Origin of the sequence: Desulfallas thermosapovorans DSM 6562 (assembly GCF_008124625.1) — a bacterium.
GTDB lineage: Bacteria > Bacillota > Desulfotomaculia > Desulfotomaculales > Desulfallaceae > Sporotomaculum > Sporotomaculum thermosapovorans.
In genome coordinates, this window is the sequence record NZ_VNHM01000001.1 from 230,294 (window position 1) to 250,406 (window position 20,113).

Here is a 20,113-nt window from a genome sequence, read left to right on the forward strand (position 1 = left end):
CAAACCGGTTTATTTGGATTTATCCAAAAAACGCAGGGACAGCTTGATTAGCTCCGCCACACCAGGATTGTTACCCACCGCCAGATTCATTGCCCGGTGCACGGCAGCCCTGGCCTCGCCCGCCCCGTAGCCCAGTGCCATAAGACCGGCCAGGGCATCACCGGCTGCACCGGTCACCGCTGTTTCACCGGGCTGCGGTGGAACTGCAGCGTCTTTAACAGCTAACTTTTTAAATTTATCCTTTAACTCCAGCACAATGCGCTGGGCAATTTTTTTGCCCACCCCCGGCACTTTAGTGAGAGCGGTTAAATCACCCAGCGTCACAGCCCGGGCCAACCCCTGGGGCGTTAGATGAGATAAAACCGCCAGAGCGGCCCGTGGTCCCACGCCGTTAACTCCCAGCAATAAAAGAAAAACATTTATTTCGTCTGCGCTAAAAAAACCATAGAGCTGCATGTCATCTTCCCGGACAATCATATGCGTGTGCAAAAAAACTTCCTTATCCACTTGCCCCGCCAAACTGGCAGCGCAGGCAGCTGTTACATTAACCTTGTAACCAACTCCATGCACATCGAGTACCACTGTCTCATTTTCCACGCCGGCCACCGCGCCTCTTAAAAAAGCTATCATACCAGTGTCGCCCACCTAACTTTTTAATTAACTGAAGTATTCTTGCCTACCCTATCAATTTAAACACTGAGTTTTATTTTATAGTTAGACCACCACTGTTGTTATTAATATGACAGACCGCCACGGCCAGGGCGTCCGCCACATCATCCGGGCGGGGAATAACCGGCAAATTCAGTATAATTTTTATCATATATTGCACCTGTTGTTTATCAGCCCGGCCACGACCCACCACAGACTGTTTCACCTGTAAAGGCGTGTACTCGTAAACCGCAAGATTTGCTTGAGCCGCGGCCAGTATAATCACACCCCGGGCCTGCCCCACGGACATGGCGGTGCGCACGTTGCGATTAAAAAATAATTCTTCCACGGCTAAACACTGGGGACGATATTGAACTATCAAGTCTGTCAGCTCATTATACAATTTATATAATCTCATATGCGGCTGCATATCCGCCGCACTGCGTATAGCACCATATGTCACCGGCATAAAGCTGTTACCGGCATAGTCCACAATACCATAGCCTGTTATAGCAATTCCGGGGTCCACTCCCAAAACACGCAACGAATCACTCCACATCCTAAAAGTTAGTAAAATTATTCAATTCATCACCCAACATAGTAACATAATGACAGCACAACCACAACATGTGTTCCATGAATAGAAACATTCTCGCCCTAAAACAATAACCTGGCTTAACCCCTGTATTCGTCAAAGTTTTCCAGTAATACATTCAATGATTGTTCGTCGGTAAATTCCAAGGTATTTTGTAAATCAAGCTTTTCATCAGGGCTCAAAACCTCAAATGCATCGGCCCGGTGCAACTTTTCCAAAAATGGCTCCGGCAATAGATTAACATCTATGCTTGTCTCCAAACGCAATAGTATATCGTCGTAGCCCAGCGGTCCCTGATAAACAGCCAGATAACCTTCGTGGATACCCAGGTGTCTGTATTCATTGTGCATACCGCATAACCCGTCTATTTGTCTTGTAATGACCAGTTCATCACTGTGCACAGTAATAGCCCAACCATCCTGCCGGGGATACTTCATTTGCAGCCGCTTCTCATCCAGACCAATCAGATCTTCGGTAGCCGGTCCCCGGTAATATACCTCCACATCTCCACAAGCATTATACTTGTTCTCCCGGCGCAAGGAGGTGGTGGGTTTTACCAGCGGCTCTACTCTGTCCGCGGTTAATACAGGCTTCATAGCCGGATTGGCAACGGTGTTTAAAGTAAAATAAACAGCTATGGCAACAAAAACTACAATCATGACTGCCACAATCATACCCAGCAGTTTTTTTATCATGGCAATACCCCTTCGTTAAGTATTCAGACATTTATAGTTCTTCTACACTTTCCGATCAAACTGTTGCAACTTAACTTAATAAAAGGATTATTGCCAAAATCATGCATAAAAATAACATAGGTTGCCTTTATAGCAACCTATTCCTCGTCTAAAATATCAAAATTTGCGTAGACTTCCTGTACATCGTCATGATCCTCCAGCATCTCCATCAGTTTAAGCATTTGTTCCTGCTGGCTACCGGTAAGCACCACCGTATTTTGGGGTATTCTGGTTACTTCGGAATGGCTTATGACCACCCCTTCCACCTCCAGTGTCTCAGCTACCTGGTTCAATGCATCGGGTTCAGTAATTACCTCCAGGCTGTCATCTTCCTCCTTGACGTCCAAAGCACCGGCGTCAAGAGCGGTCAGCAAAAATTCATCTGTATCCACTTTAAGGTTGGCCTTTTCAATGATCAGTACCCCGCGAGTATCAAACATCCAGGAAACACAACCGGTTTCACCCAGATTACCACCATACTTGGAAAACAGGTGCCTTATTTCACCGGCGGTGCGGTTACGGTTGTCCGTCATGATATCCAGCATCACGGCCACTCCCCCGGGACCGTATCCTTCATAAGTTAATTCCTCGTAATTGGCACCACTCAGTTCACCGGTGCCGCGCTTTATGGCTCGTTGTATGTTTTCGTTGGGTATATTTACTTCCTTGGCTTTGGCAATGGCGTTTTTCAATCGCAAATTAGCTTCCGGGTCACCGCCGCCCTGCCTGGCCGCAGCAATTATTTCTTTAGCCAGTTTAGTAAAAATCTTGCCTCGCTGCGAATCAACTTTGGCTTTTTTTCTTTTTATAGTTGACCATTTAGAGTGCCCTGACATCCAATTCATCTCCTCTTGATACTTATTGCAAAAAATATCTTTAAAGCTGAGGCATGGCCGGCAGCTGTTTTTTATGCAAACTTTTCATGGCCAGTTCGTCCACTTTTTTTCGCACCCGGTCGTCAGCCTGTCCAGTTAAAATATATCTATCCAGCTCTTCATAGGTGATACCCATTTCTTTTTCATCACTTTGTCCCTCCCACAAACCCGCGGAGGGCGGCTTATTAATGATAGGGGCGGGAATTTCAAGCAGTCTGGCCAGCTCAACAACCTGTTTCTTAACCAGATTGGCTATAGGCAGCAAATCTACTCCGCCGTCACCGTATTTGGTAAAATAGCCCACAGTAAGTTCACTGCGGTTACCGGTGCCCACCACCAGGCTCTGCCTTCTGGCTGCGTGATAATAAAGGGTGGTCATTCTAAGCCGCGGCTTGATATTGGCAATCGCCAAATCCTTATTATCCGGGTTAAAATCTTCACCGGTCAACAGTTTCACCATTTCAGCAAAGGGTTTGTCCAAAATCACTGTTTTATATTCGATACCTATTGACTCAGCCAGCAACTGCGCATGCCGGGCGTCCTCGGGGTTACTATAACAGGGCATAATCACTCCAAGAGTATTTTGGGGACAAACATTTCGGCACAATGCCGCAACAACAGCTGAATCAATACCGCCGCTCAACCCCACAACAAAACCCTTGGCTCCTCTATCGCTAACCTGTTCCAGCAACCAACCCTCAATTTTTTTGGCCAGGTTTTCAATTTGCATCATTTGCCCCCCATTCAAAGCATTACACACACGTTATTATTTTATCACATTTTTTTAAAGTAGAACAAATCTGCACACAGCTTTACCTTTTTATTTTACTATGCAAAAATTCCAACGCCTCCTGCCGGGTAGTAACTTTTCCTTCCATTTGTGCATCCCATAAATCATTTTTCAATCTGCCGACCAGAGGACATGGTTTCAGACCGAATATGCTGCAAATTTCCTTTCCATCCAGTAATGTTTTATGGTTAAATACCTGATCTTTTTTCTCCTTATATTGACGAAGTAAATGCAAAATATATTTTTTATATTCTTCAGCCAATGCAAGCTTTCCCGTGGCTCTGCGGCTGCTGGTCACATCAGCCAAGCTTAGCAGCAGACAAGCCGGAGTGTCTTGGCCCAAATGGCGAAAAAAACGGAATACTGATTTAGAAGACGGGGGATTGTTTTTGTAAAGAAACAGCGGTTGCATGTGCCATTCCACCAGGCGTCGGAATAGCTGTATTTCCCGCTTGCTCATCTTTAAACGGTGCCCGATATTCTCCGCCATCGGCCCGCCGGCCTGGTGATGGCCGTAAAAAGTTATGCGCCCGTCTTCCCGCATGCCGCTGGTTTTAAGTTTACCCACATCATGAAACAAACAGGCCAACTTAATAACGGGAAGTCGCTTTTCCCCGCGCCAATAATTTTCCCCAACCCGCAGAGATTCGTCCCGGGTCAAGCGTTCAAATTCCACCAGCGTTTTAAAACAATGATCCCAGACATTATCAGTGTGATAATAGTTTTGTTCCATACGCCGCATAAGTTCTATTTCCGGAAAAATTTGTTCCAATGCCTTTATTCGCTGCGCCAGTACATCAATAATGTCCGAAGCATTGGGCAAATCCAATATCAGGCGAAATTCTTCCCACACCCGCTCCCCCGGTGCGGTTGATAAGGGTCTTTGCAAATTTTGCATCAACTCCATGGTACCCGGCGCGATATTAAAACCTAACTGTGCTTGCAGCCTTACAGCCCGTAAAACCCTTATGGGATCCTTATTAAAAGACGCAGTTGAGCAAGCCCTGATAACCCCCTCGCGCAAATCCGACAGACCGCCCAGGGGATCAATCACCAGACCGGACCAATCTCCCTGCAGGTAATCCTTCACCGGAAGGGCCATAGCGTTTATGGTAAAATCACGCCTTCTTAAATCCAACGGCAATTCTTCGCTACCAAGGCCGGTAATATCCACATGATACATATTGGAGAGCAAAACAACCCGGACTAGATCATGTTCCTTATTTAACACCACAGTACGGATACCGTTCACTCCTACTAACTTACAAACTAAATCCCGGGCCCGCCCGTATACCACCAGGTCAATATCCCTGGGGGCACGTCCTAACAGAAGGTCTCTTACACTACCGCCAACCAGGAAGCAATAACCCTTGGAAACAACATTAACCATGTTAAGAACCTCGTTTACCTGCATCCTCAAAACACCTTGATTTCTTTTATAAAGTATCTTGATTATACCAGTTAACCTGAAAATAAAATTTTCTTCCTTTTGATGGTATGGCAATGCATGTGGATGTTAGTTTTACCCTTTAGTTACCTCCAACCAGTATGATTAGATCTACAGTGACCTCCCTTAAATTCATCTCCCGGGCTTTTTGCAATCGCTCTTCCGTTGTTCCCCAGGATAAGGGCGTCATCCGGATGAGCGGTTCAATACCAGTGTGTTCTAAAGCATACTTGTAATGTACCCGTTTTATTTCCTTGAGCTTGAAATTAGTTTTAAAAAGCTCCAGGGTATCGTCGTTGGAATAATTCTGTTTATCGGTATGTTGATAAAAAACGGCCCTTAGTTCTTGCAGGTGGCATCGCTCGGGAATTACCTTGATAATTATGCTATCATCTGTAATCATTCTGCGAAACTCCATATAATTAGCAGGCGACAGGATATTGAGGATAATATTAAACTTCCGGTCGGCAAAGGGGGCTCTGGCCAAATCTCCCACACACCATATATTGTTTTTATAATCCTTGGAGGCTATAATGATACCATCTTTTGATATATCCAGCCCCACCCCCAAAAAATCCCTTTGAAATCTGCGGGTAATTTTCTCTTGTAAACCAGCCAAACGAGAACCTTCGCCACACCCTGCATCCAATACCGTTAATAGTGCACCGGCAGTTTCACTGTTATCCATTATTATCTCAATAATTTTTTCATCCAAAGGTGCAAAAAAGCCACTTTTACTAACTATCCGTCTGGATTTAAACATCATTTTATCGTATTTAGTATGCTGGGGATGGGTCAGCATATTTATATATCCATGCTTGGATAAGTCAAAGCAATGATTATTGGCGCAGATCAAACTTTTTAAATGCAATAATTGCATCGAACCGGAACATAGCGGGCACCTAAAAAGGTTCGTATTTTGCGCCAGCAGACCTGTTTTTGCTGTTTTCCTCTTATTTTCGGACATATGACCACCCCGTTATAATACACAAAGTTAGAATTTATTTTTCAACCCTGCCGTATTATAACACAATCGATAGTAGAAATTAAAAACCTTAACAACTTGATGAAAAGGTTATCACAACAGACTCATTAAACCAAATAAGTAATGTAAAAGCGCCTCAAACCAAGGCGCTTTCAATTTAAATACTTTTTTATTGTTATTTAAATTTTTATACCCGCAAAATTTATTTAATCCAAGCCGGTATAGTATTAAAGCTTATACCCCAAACCACCGGCAGATAATAGAGGGTAAGGGCTGTAATTGCTATAACCCCGAAAATGTTCAAAGCAAAACCCGCCCTGGCCATCTGGGGGATAGTAACGTAACCGGTTCCGAATACCACCGCATTGGGCGGCGTAGCCACCGGCAGCATAAAGGCGTAAGAGCAAGCAATGGCTGCCGTAATCATCAAGGCATAGGGGTGAATACCCATGGCTATACCCATGGAGGCCATCACCGGCATTAACATAGTGGCGGTTGCCGTGTTGGAGGTTACTTCGGTGAGGAAAATGGCCATGGTGGTAACCGCCAGCACAATCACCAGCATGGAGGCACCTTCCAAACCGGTCAGCCTGGTGGCAATCCACTCGGCCAGACCGCTGCTTTTAAAGCCCCCGGCCAGGGAAATACCGCCACCAAAGAGCAGCAAGATCCCCCAGGGAATTTTCAAAGCGCTTTCCCAATCAAGTATGAACTGTCCCTTAGCCAGGTTCACCGGCAGTAAAAACAGCAACACGGCCCCCAGAATACTGATAGTAGCATCATTTATCATGGGAATAAAATCTTTCAGTACGAATGAACTGGAGATCCATAAAAGAGCCACCAGAATAAATACTGAGGCCACCTGAGTTTCGGCTCTGCTTATGGGACCGAGTTTTTTAATTTCGTCATTAATAACTTTCATCCCACCCGGCAGTTCCTTAATCCTTACCGGGTAAGCCACAGTGGTCAAATACCACCAGGCGAAAATCAGGGTAACAGCGGCCAGGGGAATACCATAAGCCAGCCAGGAAGCAAAGGATATATCCTGGCCCCACATCTCCTTGGCTACACCTACAAAAATCCCATTGGGCGGGGTGCCGATAATGGTGGCCACACCGCCTATGGACGCCGCGTAAGCAATCCCCAGCATCAGGGCTGTACCAAAATTAAAACGTCCCAGCGAAGTATCAATATCCGAACCCTGTTGTTTTAATAAAAGTGCGACTTGAACAATCACCGCCAGTCCAATGGGCATCATCATCATTGCGGTGGCTGTGTTGGAAATCCACATGGAAAGAAAGGCTGTGGCAACCATAAAACCCAGAATAATGGTTTTGGGACCGGTACCGACCAGTTTTATAATATTTAATGCAATACGGCGGTGCAAGTTCCAACGCTCCATAGCCGCGGCAATGAAAAATCCTCCCATAAAGAGAAACACCGTGCTATCACCATAGGATGCCGTGGTAGATTTAACATCCTGGACACCTAATAAAGGGAAAAGCACTATGGGTAAAAGTGAGGTGGCCGGGATGGGAATGGCCTCGGTAATCCACCAGATGGCAATCCAGACCACAGCGGCCAGCACCAACTTGGCTACCGGCGGCATATCCGCAGGGGTCGGCATTATTAACACCAGCAAAAATAAGACGGGACCAAGGATAAGGCCGATTTTTTGGGCCAGGTTATAGCCGCCCCCTCTTGAACCATTGTCTGAACCGCCACCGGAATTACCGCGGCCCAGGGAATCCGTGCCTCCGGGGAGCACCTGCTCTGCAATTTTGCGCTCCTTTTCAGATAAATTACCGTTATCAGCCATAGCAGCCATATCAAAACGGATAAGCCTTTTGGTTTGCCTGCTGAGCTGCCACATATATTGCCAGAGGTTTTCCAAACCGGAAATTAAACTACTCATAGAACCAGTAACTCCTTTTGATTAATTAATTGTACAGAATCGGACCGGTATGACTTAAACTTGTCCATTACCGGAGTATAAAGCTCTGCAGAGATTAATACCGCTTAGCCGGCGTCATATTTCGTATCTTTTTAATTAATTACCTATTCTAAAAATTAAGATTATTGCGCGCAAATTTATGTTAGCATATTTGTCGAAAAAAAACAATTCTTAATTATATAAACAAATATAAGGTAATTAGTGGAACCCGGGGAAATTATAAGTTACTGATTGCTAAATATCTTTATCGCTTTCCTTGACCGCAAGCCCCAATAATATTAAAAAAACTATACTGGTTATGTTATCCACCATTTTTACGTAATGTTCCTCATCAACGGGTGAAATTGCCGGCGATTGTTTAACATAATTAACCAGCAATGCCTCCAGTGGTCCGGCGATAATAATAGCCAGGGCTATATAGAGGGGGACTATTTTCCCTTTTTTTAAGTAATTACACAAGGCAGTTACTACTACAGTGGATCCCAGTAAATAATTTAATACTGTACAGGCCCTCAACATATCCATATCCCTGCGCTCCCACCTTACAAATTGGGTTATGAATTATCATATTCTTTTACGCATGAATATGTTAGAACATTTACAAAGCATGGAAATCTCCAAATCCAATATGCAATCCGTAAACTATCAAAAATTTGCGGATAATAAAACTTATCAAAAGCTAACACAGCAAGTTTCCGGGACAGCAATGACAAAAGGGAATACCAGTGAAGGCAAAATCGAATTGATGATATAAAAAGCCGTTGATGAAATTTTAGCCTTATTGTCCGGGTTTTTGCTTTATAATACTGTTATAATAACAGTGAATTAGACAATCAATTCATTGGGGTGAAACAGTTGGGAAAAGCGTATTTCAAACAAAGCTGCGGTCTCATTGCCATTAACATTGTGGCCGCCTGCGGGGTATTTACTCCGGACCAGTTTGCCGGTCTGGGTAAAGCAGCTCAGGACTGTGATGTTTTTCGGCTTAAGCTCACCACCAGACAAACAGTGGTTGCTGTTTTAGATGAACAAAGGGTATCCCAATTGGAACAACGAGTTAACGACCTGGGGCTCCATGTATCCCCATACGGTGGGGCCGTAAGAGCAGTAAAAGCTTGTGCCGGCAACGCAGCCCTCTGTCCCAGGGCGCTGGGGGATGCCCTGGACCTGGGCATTGCCATCCAGGAAAAATATCTCGGACAGGATGTCCCAAAGGACGTAAAGATTGCCGTGGCAGGTTGCCCCCGGGGCTGTACCGACCCGCTGTGCGCCGATTTTGGCGTTGTTGCCCGGGGTGCTGATGCCTTCGATGTTTTTCTGGGCGGGCGCGGCGGCGGCAGTAAACCCGTGCACGGTCAATTGCTGGCGGGCAAAGTATGTAAGGAAGAAGTGTTTAAACTGCTTGACCATGTATTGGAACGGTACAGGGCAATGGGTCTATCCAAAGAACGGCTGGCCAGAACCATCGCCCGGCTGGGGCCGGAACCCTTCCACCCCCCTGCGGGCTTATTGTCAGGTAGTAAAGAGCAAGGCTCGGCGGACCGGGAGTTTCTGTCTTTTCTTGAAGGGAAGGGGGAACAGTAGTGGTTGATATCAGAACTTCAGACTTGGTGGATATTGACGCCATGATCAGCCCGCTGCAAAAAATATGCGCTGACTGCGACCTTTACCAGACTGATCAGTGCAGACCCGCAGCGTGTATGGTGGGGTTTGCCCTGCGGTCTCTGCAGTTTGCCAAACAAAAGGGTATATTGGATATCCCCGGAGCGTTAAATCATATTCCCGGGACTGACCTGAAGCATTACTTTGTGGAGAATATCATACCGGCGCTGGCCGAAACCTGCCGGCAATGCCGGGAATGCCAGGACAATCACTCACCGGATTGTGTCATCGCATTAACCCGTACTTGTCTTGAAAACACCATACTGGAAGAAAATATCCCCTATCCCGGCAGTATTTTTATGTATCTGACCCTGTTAAAAAAACAAGATCCGGACGTAGCGAAAATGTTAGCCGGAGAACTGCAAAAGGGCAATTAAACCTTTTCATAAGGAGGAATTTATTATGTATGTGGAAAGCGCCCAGAACATTAAGAAAATAAGTGTCAACGCCCCGGGGGCATTGAACGTCATCAAGCAATCACTGGTGGGTCCGGCTCAAGGCTGGGAAGGATGGGTGATGCGCCTGTTCACAGTTGCCCCTGGCGGACAAACCCCCCGTCACTCCCATTCCTGGCCGCACATCAACTATATTGTATCCGGTGAGGGGACTGTTTACCTAAACGGCCGGGAGCAAAACGTGCAACCAGGTTATTCGGCCTACGTCCCCGGTGGTGCCGAACACCAATTTATTAACCGCGGGCAGCAGGATTTTGTTTTTATTTGCATTGTACCGGAAGAGGGAGACGTTTAATAAATCAACCGGGCAAGCCGGTAGTTAAGGCCACTGCAATGATTTAGTCTTCCGGTGGGTAGCGATAGTGGCCAATTATTTCCCACCTGGTCAGGCAATCCTCTTCCCGGGATATACCGGCATTGTGAATAACCAGCGGTAACCCCTGTTTATTTTTGCGGTCGCTGATGATACCACAGTGCTCCAGCCCGTTGGGAAAACGCCAGTAAACCACGTCGCCCCACTGCCAGGTCGGTAAATATTCTTCTTCCGCCGAAAGCGGTAGCGAACGCCCGAATCTATTAAAAAAGGCCATCTGGTTGGGTACCCGGCGATGATCAATGTTGGTATCCGGTCCCTGCAGACCCCAGTTTTGCGGATACAGTTCAAAATGCTGCTGCATGTCTTCGTGTATAAGTTGCTGTAAATCAATTCCCCCTTTACGGAAAGCCCGTACCACCACATCGGTGCAGGCCCCAACAGCAGGTGGAACATCACCGCCCGGGTAGGTTATATTTCGATAGCTGGCGTCGTAGGTCACTCCCCTGGCCACTTCCTCCCGGGCACCGATGACCACCCAATCATAAACATTTCGTTGTTCAGGCGGTATTTTTTCCACCGGTGAAGGAACCGTCAGCTCAGTTAACGACATACCCGCATTCCCCTGCCCGTCGAACTCTGTACCACCACAACCGGCGGCCAAAACAACAAGCAACATTAACACCAGGCTCACCCCGGCGGGAATAGCAACCTTTGTTATTACCGCCACACTAATCGCCCGGAAAAATAAATGTCTTTGTTTTTTGCCCCTGATAATCATCCCGACCTCCTGATTTTTATTATATCTTCCGTATTAAAGGTAGGGTTATTTGTTGCAAAAACCAACCATAAACCCTAAAATTAGTAAAATAACCTTCCTGCAGCCATTTCTACACCTATTTATTACGTTTCATTGTACCAAATTGAATTACGGATATGTTATAATTTTGGAAGGTTACTACAGGAGGTGAATTGTTTTATCAATTAATAAAACGGGGAGGGATAGATTATTGTTTAGGAAAACGATGCGCCGGGCAACAATTTTAGCACTGGTACTGGTATTCGCATTATGTTTTTCCGCTTATGCTGCTGACAGTTCCGATTTATTAAATGTATTGCCGGGGGAACCGGGTGATACTTTAACCAGGTCTGAATTCGGTGCCATGCTGGTTAAAGCCGCCAACTTACAACCCGCAGAAAAGTCAGTTCCGTTGCCCGGCGATGTAAAAGCCGAAGCCTGGTATGCGAGCAGCATGCAAACTCTTTTATCCACGGGTATATTAAGGGGTTTTGGCGATGGTACAGTTAAACCCGACCAACCCATATCCCAGGCCGAGGCTGTAGCCATGGTAGCCAGGACACTGGGGCTGCCCCAGGAAGTACCGGCCAGGGAAGCAAACCAACTACCTATTACCGGCAACCACTGGGCATTTAATAATTATAGCTGGATGGTCAGCGAAGGCTTGTTGACCCGGGTGGACGCCCAAAAAGTTTTAACCCCTGAGGAAGGTGCCGATTTGCTCACCCATGTCTTCGGCACAGCTGAAAAGTGCAAGGAAATCACTGATAAAATGGAAGCTGCCAATCAGAGCATCACCAGCACGCGCATGTCCGGAGAAATGGATATGCAAATGAATATGCGACAGGTTGGAGATAACCGGGACATGCCATCCAGCGTTAGCACCACCGTATACATGGATGCTGAACTGGTTATGGACCAGGGCCTGCATATGGTTATGGAAACCTTCATATCTGCAGGCGAAAACCTGCCCGCTGAGTCCATAACCATGGAACAGTATATCACCCGTGACGGCATGTTCATGAGCATGCAGGATCCAGAAACCAAGGAGATTACCTGGACAAGAATACCCGATACAGCATTTCCCAATATCATGGAATTACTTAAACAGCAAACCAATCCGCTACCGGAAGAGCTCAAGAACATGTTCCACTACCGGTATTTAGGTGAAGAAAAACTGGCCGGCCAGGAAGTATATAAACTGGCTTATTACGGCGAAATCAAAGACCTGGCCAAAATGATTGCCGCCCTTGGCCAACTGGGCGGCGGCCAATTACAACAAACCCTGGATCAAGCCCAGGGCATGTTGCAATCAATTTCTTACGCGGGAACCATGTACGTGAACAAAGAAACCTATTTACCCGTAAGCGCCAGCAATTATTCCATCGTCACCTATGCCGGTGAGTTTCAAGGACAGCCTGTGCCCATCGACACCATGCAGGTTTGTTATGAATTCAGCTACAGTGATTACAACGCCCCAATGGACATAGTGGTGCCCCAGGAAGCCCTCAATGCCGAGGAATTTCCTTTAACTGCGCCTGAAATTGAAAGCACTGAAACTGTACAACCGGCTGCTGAGCAATAATTAAAACCTGAACAAAGTGCCAGCATTAGATTAATGATTATGCGTAATTCGCACCAGGTGCAGTCCATTAAATGCCCTTTCATTGAAGCCCTTTACCCATCCAGCAGGGAAAGGGCTTCAATTTTATGGAACACTGATGATTTAAACATGTTGGAGGTGACCAAAATATTAACCATGCCACCCAACCACGGGATTGGGAAACAATAGCAACACCGGGATGAATTCCGAAAGGCCAAACCGGCCTTCCGGAATATCCCTGAAGGTGACATCCCCCGCTACCTTTGCAACTTTACACACCCGTGGCAATTAGTTTATTTCATCGAGAATATTTTTAATTGCGGCAATCCGGTCCGCCGCCCCGGTTACCGGGCGGCCCACCACCAGGTGACTGGCGCCCGCCTTTATAGCCTCTCCCGGTGTCATAACCCGGCGCTGGTCGCCCAGCTGTGCCCCGGCGGGACGTATGCCGGGGGTAATAATTTTAAATTCGGGGCCGCAGGCATCCCGCACCAGCGTTATTTCCCGGGGCGAGCAAACCACCCCGTCCAACCCCGATTTTTGGGCCAGTAAAGCCCAGGCCCGCACCCGGTCTGCAATTTCCCCCGAAAAGCCAATTTCCTGCTGGTAAGTTTCCCGGTCAATACTGGTGAGCACCGTCACCGCCACCACCAGCGGAGCCGGCATACCCAGCCGGTGGGCCTCCTCCCGGGCCGCTGCGCCTGCGGCCTGCAGCATGGCACTACCCCCCGCAGCGTGCACATTGATTATGGAGGCCCCGGAACGCACCAGCACCCGGGCTGCCCGGCCCACGGTGTTGGGTATATCGTGCAGCTTCAGGTCCAGAAAAACCTTTGCCCCCGCAGCCACTATTTCCTGGACAATACCAATTCCAGCAGCGTAAAATAACTCCATACCCACTTTAAAAAACCCCACATGCCCGGCCAGTTCACTCACCAGTTCAAGAGCCTTGGCCCGGCTGTCCACATCCAGGGCCACGATTAATTGATCCTTTGACAAACCCATTTCACTCCTCGCTGGTCATACATAAACCCGTTGTATACCCAAAGCCTTGCAAAGTAGCTATAGTAACACCCAACGCCCCGTCGCAACGCAGCTTAAAACTCTCCGGTGTAATACAACACCCGGGATGCCTTCAATTACCCCGGTCTTCAGCAAGACCCGCCATCGCGCTGGGCTAAACCTACCAGCTCATTTATATCTGTAAAGCCGTGATTCTGCATATATTGTTCAATCCCCTCCACCACATCCAGTGTAGCCCGGGGGTTGACAAAATTGCCGGTGCCCACCGCCACCGCTGTGGCCCCGGCCAGAATAAACTCCAGGGCATCTCGGGCGGTCATAATGCCCCCCATGCCCAGTATGGGCAGGGCCACCGCCCGGTACACCTGCCAAACCGCCCGCACCGCCACCGGTCGCACGGCGGGGCCGCTAAGCCCGCCGGTGACATTGCCCAGCACGGGCCTGCGCCTGTCCACATCAATGGCCATACCCAGCAGGGTATTAATCATGGACAAAGCGTCGGCACCAGCTTCAGCCACCGCCTCAGCCATGGCCACCATATCCGTCACGTTGGGGGACAATTTAATAATTACAGGCAAACCCGTGGACCCCTTGACGGCCCGGGTCACCTCGGCCGCCGTGCGGGGATCGCTGCCAAACTGGATGCCTCCTTTTTTCACATTGGGGCAGGAAATATTTACCTCCAACCCCGCCACCCCGGGCACGCCGTCCAGCCGGCGAGCCACCCGGGCGTAATCCTCCAACGTATCCCCGGCAATGTTCACTATCACCGGCACCCCAAGCCCGGCCAGGCGGGGCATGATTTCTTCGGCCACCTGTTCCACACCCGGGTTCTGGAGACCGATGGCATTGAGCATCCCCGAAGGGGTTTCCACAATGCGCGGCGGCGGGTTGCCCAACCGGGGTTTAAGGGTGGTACCCTTGACGGTGATCGCCCCCAGCCGCTGCAGGTCAACATAGTCCTGGTATTCCAGGCCAAATCCAAACGTGCCGGAAGCCGTGGTTACAGGGTTTTTCATGGCTATACCGCCCAGATTTACCGCAGTGTTCATTACCAGACCACCTCCCCCGCGGGAAAGACCGGGCCATCAACACAGGCATGCCGGTATGTTTCCTTCCCGCCGGCATCCCTTACCCGGCAAACACAGGCCAGGCAGGCCCCCACACCACAAGCCATCCGCTCCTCCACCGACACCTCGCCGGGCACTCCGTAATCACGCAACATGACACACAGCGCCTTGAGCATGGGCGATGGACCGCAGGCATAAACATAACCCGGTTTCGGCTTCAATTCTTCCTCCAGCAAAGCGGTAACTAAACCCCGGTACCCTGCGGAACCATCGTCGGTGGCCACCCGTACAGCATAACCCAATTCACGGGCAGCCTCCGTTATGAGCAACTGCCGGGCATTTCGCGCCCCTAACAACACTTTAACCCGCCGGGCCAGGCCGGCCCGGGCCAGCTCCTGCAATAAAAAATATAGCGGCGCAGCCCCAATGCCGCCGCCCACCACGATCAAATTTGCGCTCTCCGGCAGCGCTGCGGGCGGGTGGACAGTAAAACCACGACCCAAAGGTCCCATGGCATCAATAACACCGTCCCTGCGACCGGCCAGCCAGGCCGTGCCTTTACCCACCACCTGAAACATTATCTTAACTCGGCCGGACTGCCGGTCCACGGCGTGAATACTGATGGGACGCCGTAGCAGCGGGTCACTGCTCTCCCCGCAGCGAATGTGTAAAAACTGGCCGGGTTGGGCTGCCCGGGCCAAGTGCGGGGCCGTAAATTCCATTACCCGCACGCCGGGCACATGTTCCCAATGGCCGGTTATCTCCAACTGCATTAACCGGGACATAAATAGTCACCCCCTGTACTAGATACCCGTGCTATAAATTGTACCGCAGAAAATAATGTTAATACGGGACAACGTACTCCTGCAGGGGCACCAGCGGGAAGTCGGAGCCTTCCTTGATGTCCCCCAGCACTTCCAGGATGGCCCGGGCGGTGTCCAGGGAGGTCAGGCAAGGAACGGCCAGTTCCACGGCGGCCCGCCGGATGACAAAGCCGTCCCGCTCCGGGGCTTTGCCCTTGGTCAGGGTATTGATCACCAGGTGAATATCCCCCCGGCGCAGCAGGTCAGCAATATGGGGAGAGCCTTCCCGCACCTTGTTCACCCTGGTCACCGCCACCCCGTGTTCTTCCAGGTAACGGGCCGTGCCTGTGGTGGCGTATATTTTGTGACCCAGGCTATTAAAGCCCTTGATAATGGGCAGCATCTCTTCCTTATCTTTATCAGCCACGGTCACCAGTATATTGCCCTGCCGCTGGAACTCCACTCCCGAAGCCAACAAAGCTTTATACAGGGCCACCGGGTAGCTGGCATCCACCCCCAGCACCTCACCGGTGGATTTCATTTCGGGACCCAGTGATATATCCACCTGCAACAGCTTGGCAAAACTGAACACGGGTGCCTTGACCCCCACCAGCCTGCCCTCCGGGTAAAGGCCGCCCTGGTAACCCAGCTCTTTAAGTTTGCGGCCCATGATGATTTTGGTGGCCAGGTTAATCATGGGAATACCTGTAATCTTGCTCATATAGGGCACCGTGCGGCTGGCCCGGGGATTGACTTCCAGCACGTAAATTTGACCGTTATAAAGCACGTACTGAATATTGATCATGCCCCGCACATCCAATTCCAAAGCCAGCCTGGTGGTATAATCCACGATTTGTTCCCGGGCCGCCCGGTCCAGGTGATCGCCCGGGTAAACGGCAATGCTGTCCCCCGAATGCACCCCGGCTCGCTCCACGTGTTTCATGATACCGGGAATAAGCACCGTTTCCCCGTCGGCAATGGCGTCCACTTCAATTTCCTCGCCCAGGAAATATTTATCCACCAGCACCGGGTGTTCCGGGGTTACTTTAACCGCCGTGGCCATATAATTCCTCAAATCATCCATATTATAAACAATTTCCATGGCCCGCCCGCCCAGCACATAGGAGGGGCGCACCAGCACCGGGAAACCAATACCGGCGGCAATTTTTTCGGCGTCGGTCACCGAAAAGGCGGTACCACCCGCAGGCCGGGGAATATTCAAATGGCTTAGCAGGGCGTCGAAACGCCGGCGGTCTTCGGCCCGGTCGATGCTATCCAGGGAAGAACCAAGGATATTAAAGCCGGCCTTTTGCACATGGGCAGCCAAGTTAATGGGGGTCTGCCCGCCAAACTGCACAATTACCCCCACGGGTTGTTCCTTCTCCAGTATATTTATTACATCCTCGGGAAGCAGCGGCTCAAAGTACAGCCGGTCTGCGGTATCAAAATCGGTGCTGACGGTTTCCGGGTTATTATTGACAATAATGGCCTCGTAACCCATTTCCTTCAGCGCCCACACCGAGTGTACCGAGCAATAGTCAAATTCAATACCCTGGCCGATACGAATGGGACCGCCGCCCAGCACCACCACTTTGGGATTATTTGTGGGCTCAGCTTCATCCTCGGTATCGTAACAGGAATAGTAATATGGTGTAACGGCCTCAAATTCAGCGGCGCAGGTATCCACCATTTTGTAAACCGGTAGTATACCGTGCCCTTCACGCAACGCCCGCACCTCACCCGTCTTAATACCCGCTGCCTGGGCCAGGTAAGCATCGGCCATACCCATTTCCTTGGCCCTCCTGAGCAGCTCCGCAGTTAAAGCCGCCCGGCCACCGCGACGCAGCTGATCCTCCAACTGCACCACGTTATCTATCTTTTGGATAAAGAAACGGTCTATTTTAGTCAGGTTATGGATGCGTTCCAAAAGCATGCCCCGGCGCAGCGCCTCGGCCAGCACAAAGAACCGCTCGTCATTGGGCTGCTCCAGCTTTTGCTCGATTTCATCCTGGGACAGGTCCGCAAATCCGGGGTAAATAAGGCCGGGCACACCAATTTCCAGGGAGCGAATCGCCTTTAACAGCGCCCCCTCCAGGGAACGGTCAATGGACATTACTTCACCGGTGGCCTTCATCTGGGTCCCCAGGGACCGGTCGGCCAGAGCAAACTTGTCAAAGGGCCAGCGGGGGAATTTGACCACCGTGTAATCTATAGCAGGCTCAAAACAGGCATAGGTTTTACCCGTCACCGCATTTTTAATCTCATCCAGGTTAAGACCGATGGCAATTTTACTGGCCACCTTGGCGATGGGATAACCCGTGGCCTTGGAGGCCAGGGCTGAAGAGCGGGACACCCGGGGATTAACTTCAATAACGTAATAACTGTAACTGTTGGGGTCCAGGGCGTACTGAACGTTGCACCCGCCTTCCACCCCCAGGGCGCGGATAATTTTCAAAGCAGCGCTGCGCAGCATCTGGTACTCCCGGTCGCTTAGGGTTTGGGCCGGGGCCACCACCACGCTGTCCCCTGTATGCACCCCCATGGGATCAATGTTTTCCATACTGCAAATGGTGATACAGTTATCGGCACTGTCCCGCATTACTTCAAACTCGATTTCTTTCCAGCCCACCAGGCTGCGTTCAATGAGGGCCTGGTGGATAATACTGGCCTTTAGGCCCTTGGTGCAGGTACTGATCAGCTCATCCATATTGTAGACCATGCCGCCGCCGGTGCCGCCCAGGGTATAAGCCGGGCGAACCACCAGGGGAAAGCCGATTTCCCTGGCAAAGTCCACCGCTTCTTCCACCGAGGAGACGATGACACTTTCGGGCACGGGCTCGTTGATTCTTTCCATGGTGGATTTAAACTGTTCCCGGTCCTCGGCCCGTTTGATGGCATCCAGCGGGGTACCCAGCAGTTGCACATTATATTTTTCCAGCACTCCCATATCAGATAACTGCAGCGCCATGTTCAGTCCCACCTGGCCGCCCAGGGAGGGTAAAAAACCATCGGGCCTTTCCTTCTCAATAACCCGGGTGACAAATTCGGGGGTAATGGGTTCAATATAAATCCGGTCGGCCATGTTGCTGTCCGTCATAATGGTGGCCGGGTTACTGTTGATCAGTACCACTTCCAGCCCTTCCTCCCGCAATGACCGGCAGGCCTGGGTGCCCGCATAGTCGAATTCAGCGGCCTGGCCGATGATGATAGGACCCGAGCCCACCACCAAAACCTTTTTAATCCCTTGCTTAATAGGCATGTTACCGTCCCTCCCCGCGCATCATATCCATAAACTGGTCAAATATATAATCCGATTCCTGCGGCCCCGGTGATGCCTCGGGGTGATACTGCACCGCAAACAAAGGCAGGTGTTTATGCCGGATACCTTCCACCGTGTGGTCATTTAAATTGATATGGGTAACATCAACATCCAACCCGGCCAGCGAATCCTCAGCCACGGAAAAACCGTGGTTGTGGGAGGTAATGTAAACCCGCCCGGTACGCAGATCCTTTACCGGGTGGTTGGCACCACGGTGACCGAACTTCATTTTATAGGTTTTAGCGCCCAGGGCCAGTGCCATGACCTGGTGACCCAGGCAAATACCGAACAGAGGGTACTTGCCCATGATAGCCCTGGTGGTGGCGATGGTTCCCGGCACGTCCTCGGGGTCACCGGGGCCGTTGGATATGAGCACCCCATCGGGGGCAAGCTGGGCAATTTGCCCGGGAGTAATATCCGGCGGCACCACCATCACAGTGCAATCCCGTTCTTTAAGCTTGCGAATGATATTTTGTTTTGATCCCAAGTCAATGAGCAATACCCTGGGACCGCCCCCGGCAATGGTATAAGACTCCTTGACAGCCACACCGGCCACTAGTTTTTGACCGCTTAAAGTTGGGCAGGTTTTGGCCCTCTCCACCAATAGAGCCGGGTCCACCGTCCCCGTGGCAATAACGCCCCGCATGGTTCCATAACTGCGCAGGTGTCGGGTGAGTGCCCTGGTATCCACCCCGCTGATGCCCGGCACCCCCTCCCGGGCCAGAAAGTCACCGATACGGTAACCGGCCCGCCAGTTGCTGGGATGGTCACAGGCTTCTTTAACCACGAAACCCCGAATAAAGGAGTTTCCGGCCTCGAAGTCCTCACGGTTAATACCGTAATTACCGATCAGCGGGTAAGTCATCACCACTATTTGGCCGCAATAGGAGGGATCAGTAAGTATCTCCTGGTAACCGGTCATGCCGGTGTTAAACACAACCTCCCCCCATTGCTCCCCTGTGGCACCAAAAGACCGGCCTGTAAAGACTGTCCCATCTTCAAGGGCTAAATAAGCTTTCAAATGTATACACCTCCGCA

The 20,113-nt window shown here is 50.0% G+C and carries 19 protein-coding genes; 4 read left to right on the forward strand and 15 right to left on the reverse strand.

Going from position 1 to position 20,113, the window contains the following annotated elements:
* Positions 1–9 precede the first annotated feature (9 nt).
* The 9 genes from ruvA to LX24_RS01180 all read right to left on the reverse strand — a co-directional run bounded on the left by ruvA (position 10) and on the right by LX24_RS01180 (position 8,553).
* Complete coding sequence (ruvA, locus tag LX24_RS01140) at positions 10–630, reverse strand: Holliday junction branch migration protein RuvA (RefSeq protein ID WP_166510297.1); 621 nt, start codon at positions 628–630, stop codon at positions 10–12.
* A gap of 73 nt (positions 631–703) precedes the next feature.
* Positions 704–1,192 (reverse strand): crossover junction endodeoxyribonuclease RuvC, encoded by a 489-nt coding sequence (gene ruvC / locus LX24_RS01145; protein WP_166510298.1) that lies wholly within the window; start codon positions 1,190–1,192, stop codon positions 704–706.
* 131 nt (positions 1,193–1,323) lie between these two features.
* On the reverse strand, positions 1,324–1,938 hold the full coding sequence (locus LX24_RS01150; protein ID WP_166510299.1) for a hypothetical protein: 615 nt from the start codon (positions 1,936–1,938) through the stop codon (positions 1,324–1,326).
* Between the two features lie 137 nt (positions 1,939–2,075).
* A complete protein-coding gene (locus LX24_RS01155) occupies positions 2,076–2,813 on the reverse strand; it encodes a YebC/PmpR family DNA-binding transcriptional regulator (protein ID WP_166510300.1) in 738 nt (245 codons plus the stop codon).
* Positions 2,814–2,853: 40 nt separating this feature from the next.
* The gene (nadE, locus tag LX24_RS01160; protein ID WP_166510301.1) at positions 2,854–3,582 is read right to left on the reverse strand and encodes an NAD(+) synthase; all 729 of its coding nucleotides are present in this window, start codon (positions 3,580–3,582) and stop codon (positions 2,854–2,856) included.
* Positions 3,583–3,664: 82 nt separating this feature from the next.
* Entirely contained in the window at positions 3,665–5,056 is a 1,392-nt protein-coding gene (locus LX24_RS01165) for a CCA tRNA nucleotidyltransferase (protein WP_166510302.1), read from the reverse strand.
* 115 nt (positions 5,057–5,171) lie between these two features.
* Complete coding sequence (locus tag LX24_RS01170) at positions 5,172–6,056, reverse strand: putative RNA methyltransferase (protein ID WP_207706488.1); 885 nt, start codon at positions 6,054–6,056, stop codon at positions 5,172–5,174.
* 220 nt (positions 6,057–6,276) lie between these two features.
* Complete coding sequence (locus tag LX24_RS01175) at positions 6,277–7,989, reverse strand: SLC13 family permease (RefSeq protein ID WP_166510303.1); 1,713 nt, start codon at positions 7,987–7,989, stop codon at positions 6,277–6,279.
* Between the two features lie 273 nt (positions 7,990–8,262).
* Complete coding sequence (locus LX24_RS01180) at positions 8,263–8,553, reverse strand: hypothetical protein (protein WP_166510304.1); 291 nt, start codon at positions 8,551–8,553, stop codon at positions 8,263–8,265.
* Between the two features lie 330 nt (positions 8,554–8,883).
* Between LX24_RS01180 and LX24_RS01185 the strand changes: the two genes are divergently transcribed.
* From LX24_RS01185 to LX24_RS01195, 3 genes are read left to right on the forward strand one after another with little or no spacing between them, the layout of a single operon-like run.
* Positions 8,884–9,612: an NAD(P)/FAD-dependent oxidoreductase gene (locus tag LX24_RS01185; protein ID WP_166510305.1), complete on the forward strand. Its 729-nt coding sequence runs from the start codon at positions 8,884–8,886 to the stop codon at positions 9,610–9,612.
* Complete coding sequence (locus LX24_RS01190) at positions 9,612–10,067, forward strand: hypothetical protein (protein WP_243131559.1); 456 nt, start codon at positions 9,612–9,614, stop codon at positions 10,065–10,067. The genes LX24_RS01185 and LX24_RS01190 overlap by 1 nt, the downstream gene beginning before the upstream one ends.
* Positions 10,068–10,092: 25 nt before the next feature.
* Complete coding sequence (locus LX24_RS01195) at positions 10,093–10,440, forward strand: cupin domain-containing protein (RefSeq protein WP_166510306.1); 348 nt, start codon at positions 10,093–10,095, stop codon at positions 10,438–10,440.
* Between the two features lie 43 nt (positions 10,441–10,483).
* Here LX24_RS01195 and LX24_RS01200 read toward each other — a convergent pair whose 3' ends face one another.
* Entirely contained in the window at positions 10,484–11,239 is a 756-nt protein-coding gene (locus LX24_RS01200; protein ID WP_207706489.1) for a DUF1287 domain-containing protein, read from the reverse strand.
* Positions 11,240–11,468: 229 nt separating this feature from the next.
* Between LX24_RS01200 and LX24_RS01205 the strand changes: the two genes are divergently transcribed.
* Positions 11,469–12,842, forward strand: coding sequence for an S-layer homology domain-containing protein (locus LX24_RS01205; RefSeq protein WP_166510307.1), 1,374 nt, complete (start codon positions 11,469–11,471; stop codon positions 12,840–12,842).
* Between the two features lie 306 nt (positions 12,843–13,148).
* Here the strand turns inward: LX24_RS01205 and pyrF are convergent, their stop codons facing one another.
* From pyrF to carA, 5 genes are all read right to left on the reverse strand, one after another.
* Positions 13,149–13,865, reverse strand: coding sequence for an orotidine-5'-phosphate decarboxylase (gene pyrF, locus LX24_RS01210; RefSeq protein ID WP_166510308.1), 717 nt, complete (start codon positions 13,863–13,865; stop codon positions 13,149–13,151).
* Between the two features lie 146 nt (positions 13,866–14,011).
* Positions 14,012–14,935 (reverse strand): dihydroorotate dehydrogenase, encoded by a 924-nt coding sequence (locus LX24_RS01215; RefSeq protein ID WP_166510309.1) that lies wholly within the window; start codon positions 14,933–14,935, stop codon positions 14,012–14,014.
* The gene (locus LX24_RS01220; RefSeq protein WP_166510310.1) at positions 14,935–15,738 is read right to left on the reverse strand and encodes a dihydroorotate dehydrogenase electron transfer subunit; all 804 of its coding nucleotides are present in this window, start codon (positions 15,736–15,738) and stop codon (positions 14,935–14,937) included. The genes LX24_RS01215 and LX24_RS01220 overlap by 1 nt, the downstream gene beginning before the upstream one ends.
* Positions 15,739–15,796: 58 nt before the next feature.
* Positions 15,797–19,015 carry a carbamoyl-phosphate synthase large subunit gene (carB, locus tag LX24_RS01225; protein WP_166510311.1) on the reverse strand — a complete coding sequence of 1,073 codons (3,219 nt, stop codon included), beginning with the start codon at positions 19,013–19,015 and terminating at the stop codon, positions 15,797–15,799.
* Between the two features lies 1 nt (position 19,016).
* The gene (gene carA / locus LX24_RS01230) at positions 19,017–20,096 is read right to left on the reverse strand and encodes a glutamine-hydrolyzing carbamoyl-phosphate synthase small subunit (RefSeq protein WP_166510312.1); all 1,080 of its coding nucleotides are present in this window, start codon (positions 20,094–20,096) and stop codon (positions 19,017–19,019) included.
* Positions 20,097–20,113 lie beyond the last annotated feature (17 nt).

What these genes read in the sequence shown, in the direction of transcription:
- ruvA (WP_166510297.1), bottom strand. Translation starts at nt 630, where the DNA reads ATGATAGCTTTTTTAAGAGGCGCGGTGGCCGGCGTGGAAAATGAGACA.
- LX24_RS01150 (WP_166510299.1), bottom strand. Translation starts at nt 1,938, where the DNA reads ATGATAAAAAAACTGCTGGGTATGATTGTGGCAGTCATGATTGTAGTT.
- LX24_RS01155 (WP_166510300.1), bottom strand. Translation starts at nt 2,813, where the DNA reads ATGTCAGGGCACTCTAAATGGTCAACTATAAAAAGAAAAAAAGCCAAA.
- nadE (WP_166510301.1), bottom strand. Translation starts at nt 3,582, where the DNA reads ATGCAAATTGAAAACCTGGCCAAAAAAATTGAGGGTTGGTTGCTGGAA.
- LX24_RS01165 (WP_166510302.1), bottom strand. Translation starts at nt 5,056, where the DNA reads ATGCAGGTAAACGAGGTTCTTAACATGGTTAATGTTGTTTCCAAGGGT.
- LX24_RS01170 (WP_207706488.1), bottom strand. Translation starts at nt 6,056, where the DNA reads ATGTCCGAAAATAAGAGGAAAACAGCAAAAACAGGTCTGCTGGCGCAA.
- LX24_RS01175 (WP_166510303.1), bottom strand. Translation starts at nt 7,989, where the DNA reads ATGAGTAGTTTAATTTCCGGTTTGGAAAACCTCTGGCAATATATGTGG.
- LX24_RS01180 (WP_166510304.1), bottom strand. Translation starts at nt 8,553, where the DNA reads ATGGATATGTTGAGGGCCTGTACAGTATTAAATTATTTACTGGGATCC.
- LX24_RS01195 (WP_166510306.1), top strand. Translation starts at nt 10,093, where the DNA reads ATGTATGTGGAAAGCGCCCAGAACATTAAGAAAATAAGTGTCAACGCC.
- LX24_RS01200 (WP_207706489.1), bottom strand. Translation starts at nt 11,239, where the DNA reads ATGATTATCAGGGGCAAAAAACAAAGACATTTATTTTTCCGGGCGATT.
- pyrF (WP_166510308.1), bottom strand. Translation starts at nt 13,865, where the DNA reads ATGGGTTTGTCAAAGGATCAATTAATCGTGGCCCTGGATGTGGACAGC.
- LX24_RS01215 (WP_166510309.1), bottom strand. Translation starts at nt 14,935, where the DNA reads ATGAACACTGCGGTAAATCTGGGCGGTATAGCCATGAAAAACCCTGTA.
- LX24_RS01220 (WP_166510310.1), bottom strand. Translation starts at nt 15,738, where the DNA reads ATGTCCCGGTTAATGCAGTTGGAGATAACCGGCCATTGGGAACATGTG.
- carB (WP_166510311.1), bottom strand. Translation starts at nt 19,015, where the DNA reads ATGCCTATTAAGCAAGGGATTAAAAAGGTTTTGGTGGTGGGCTCGGGT.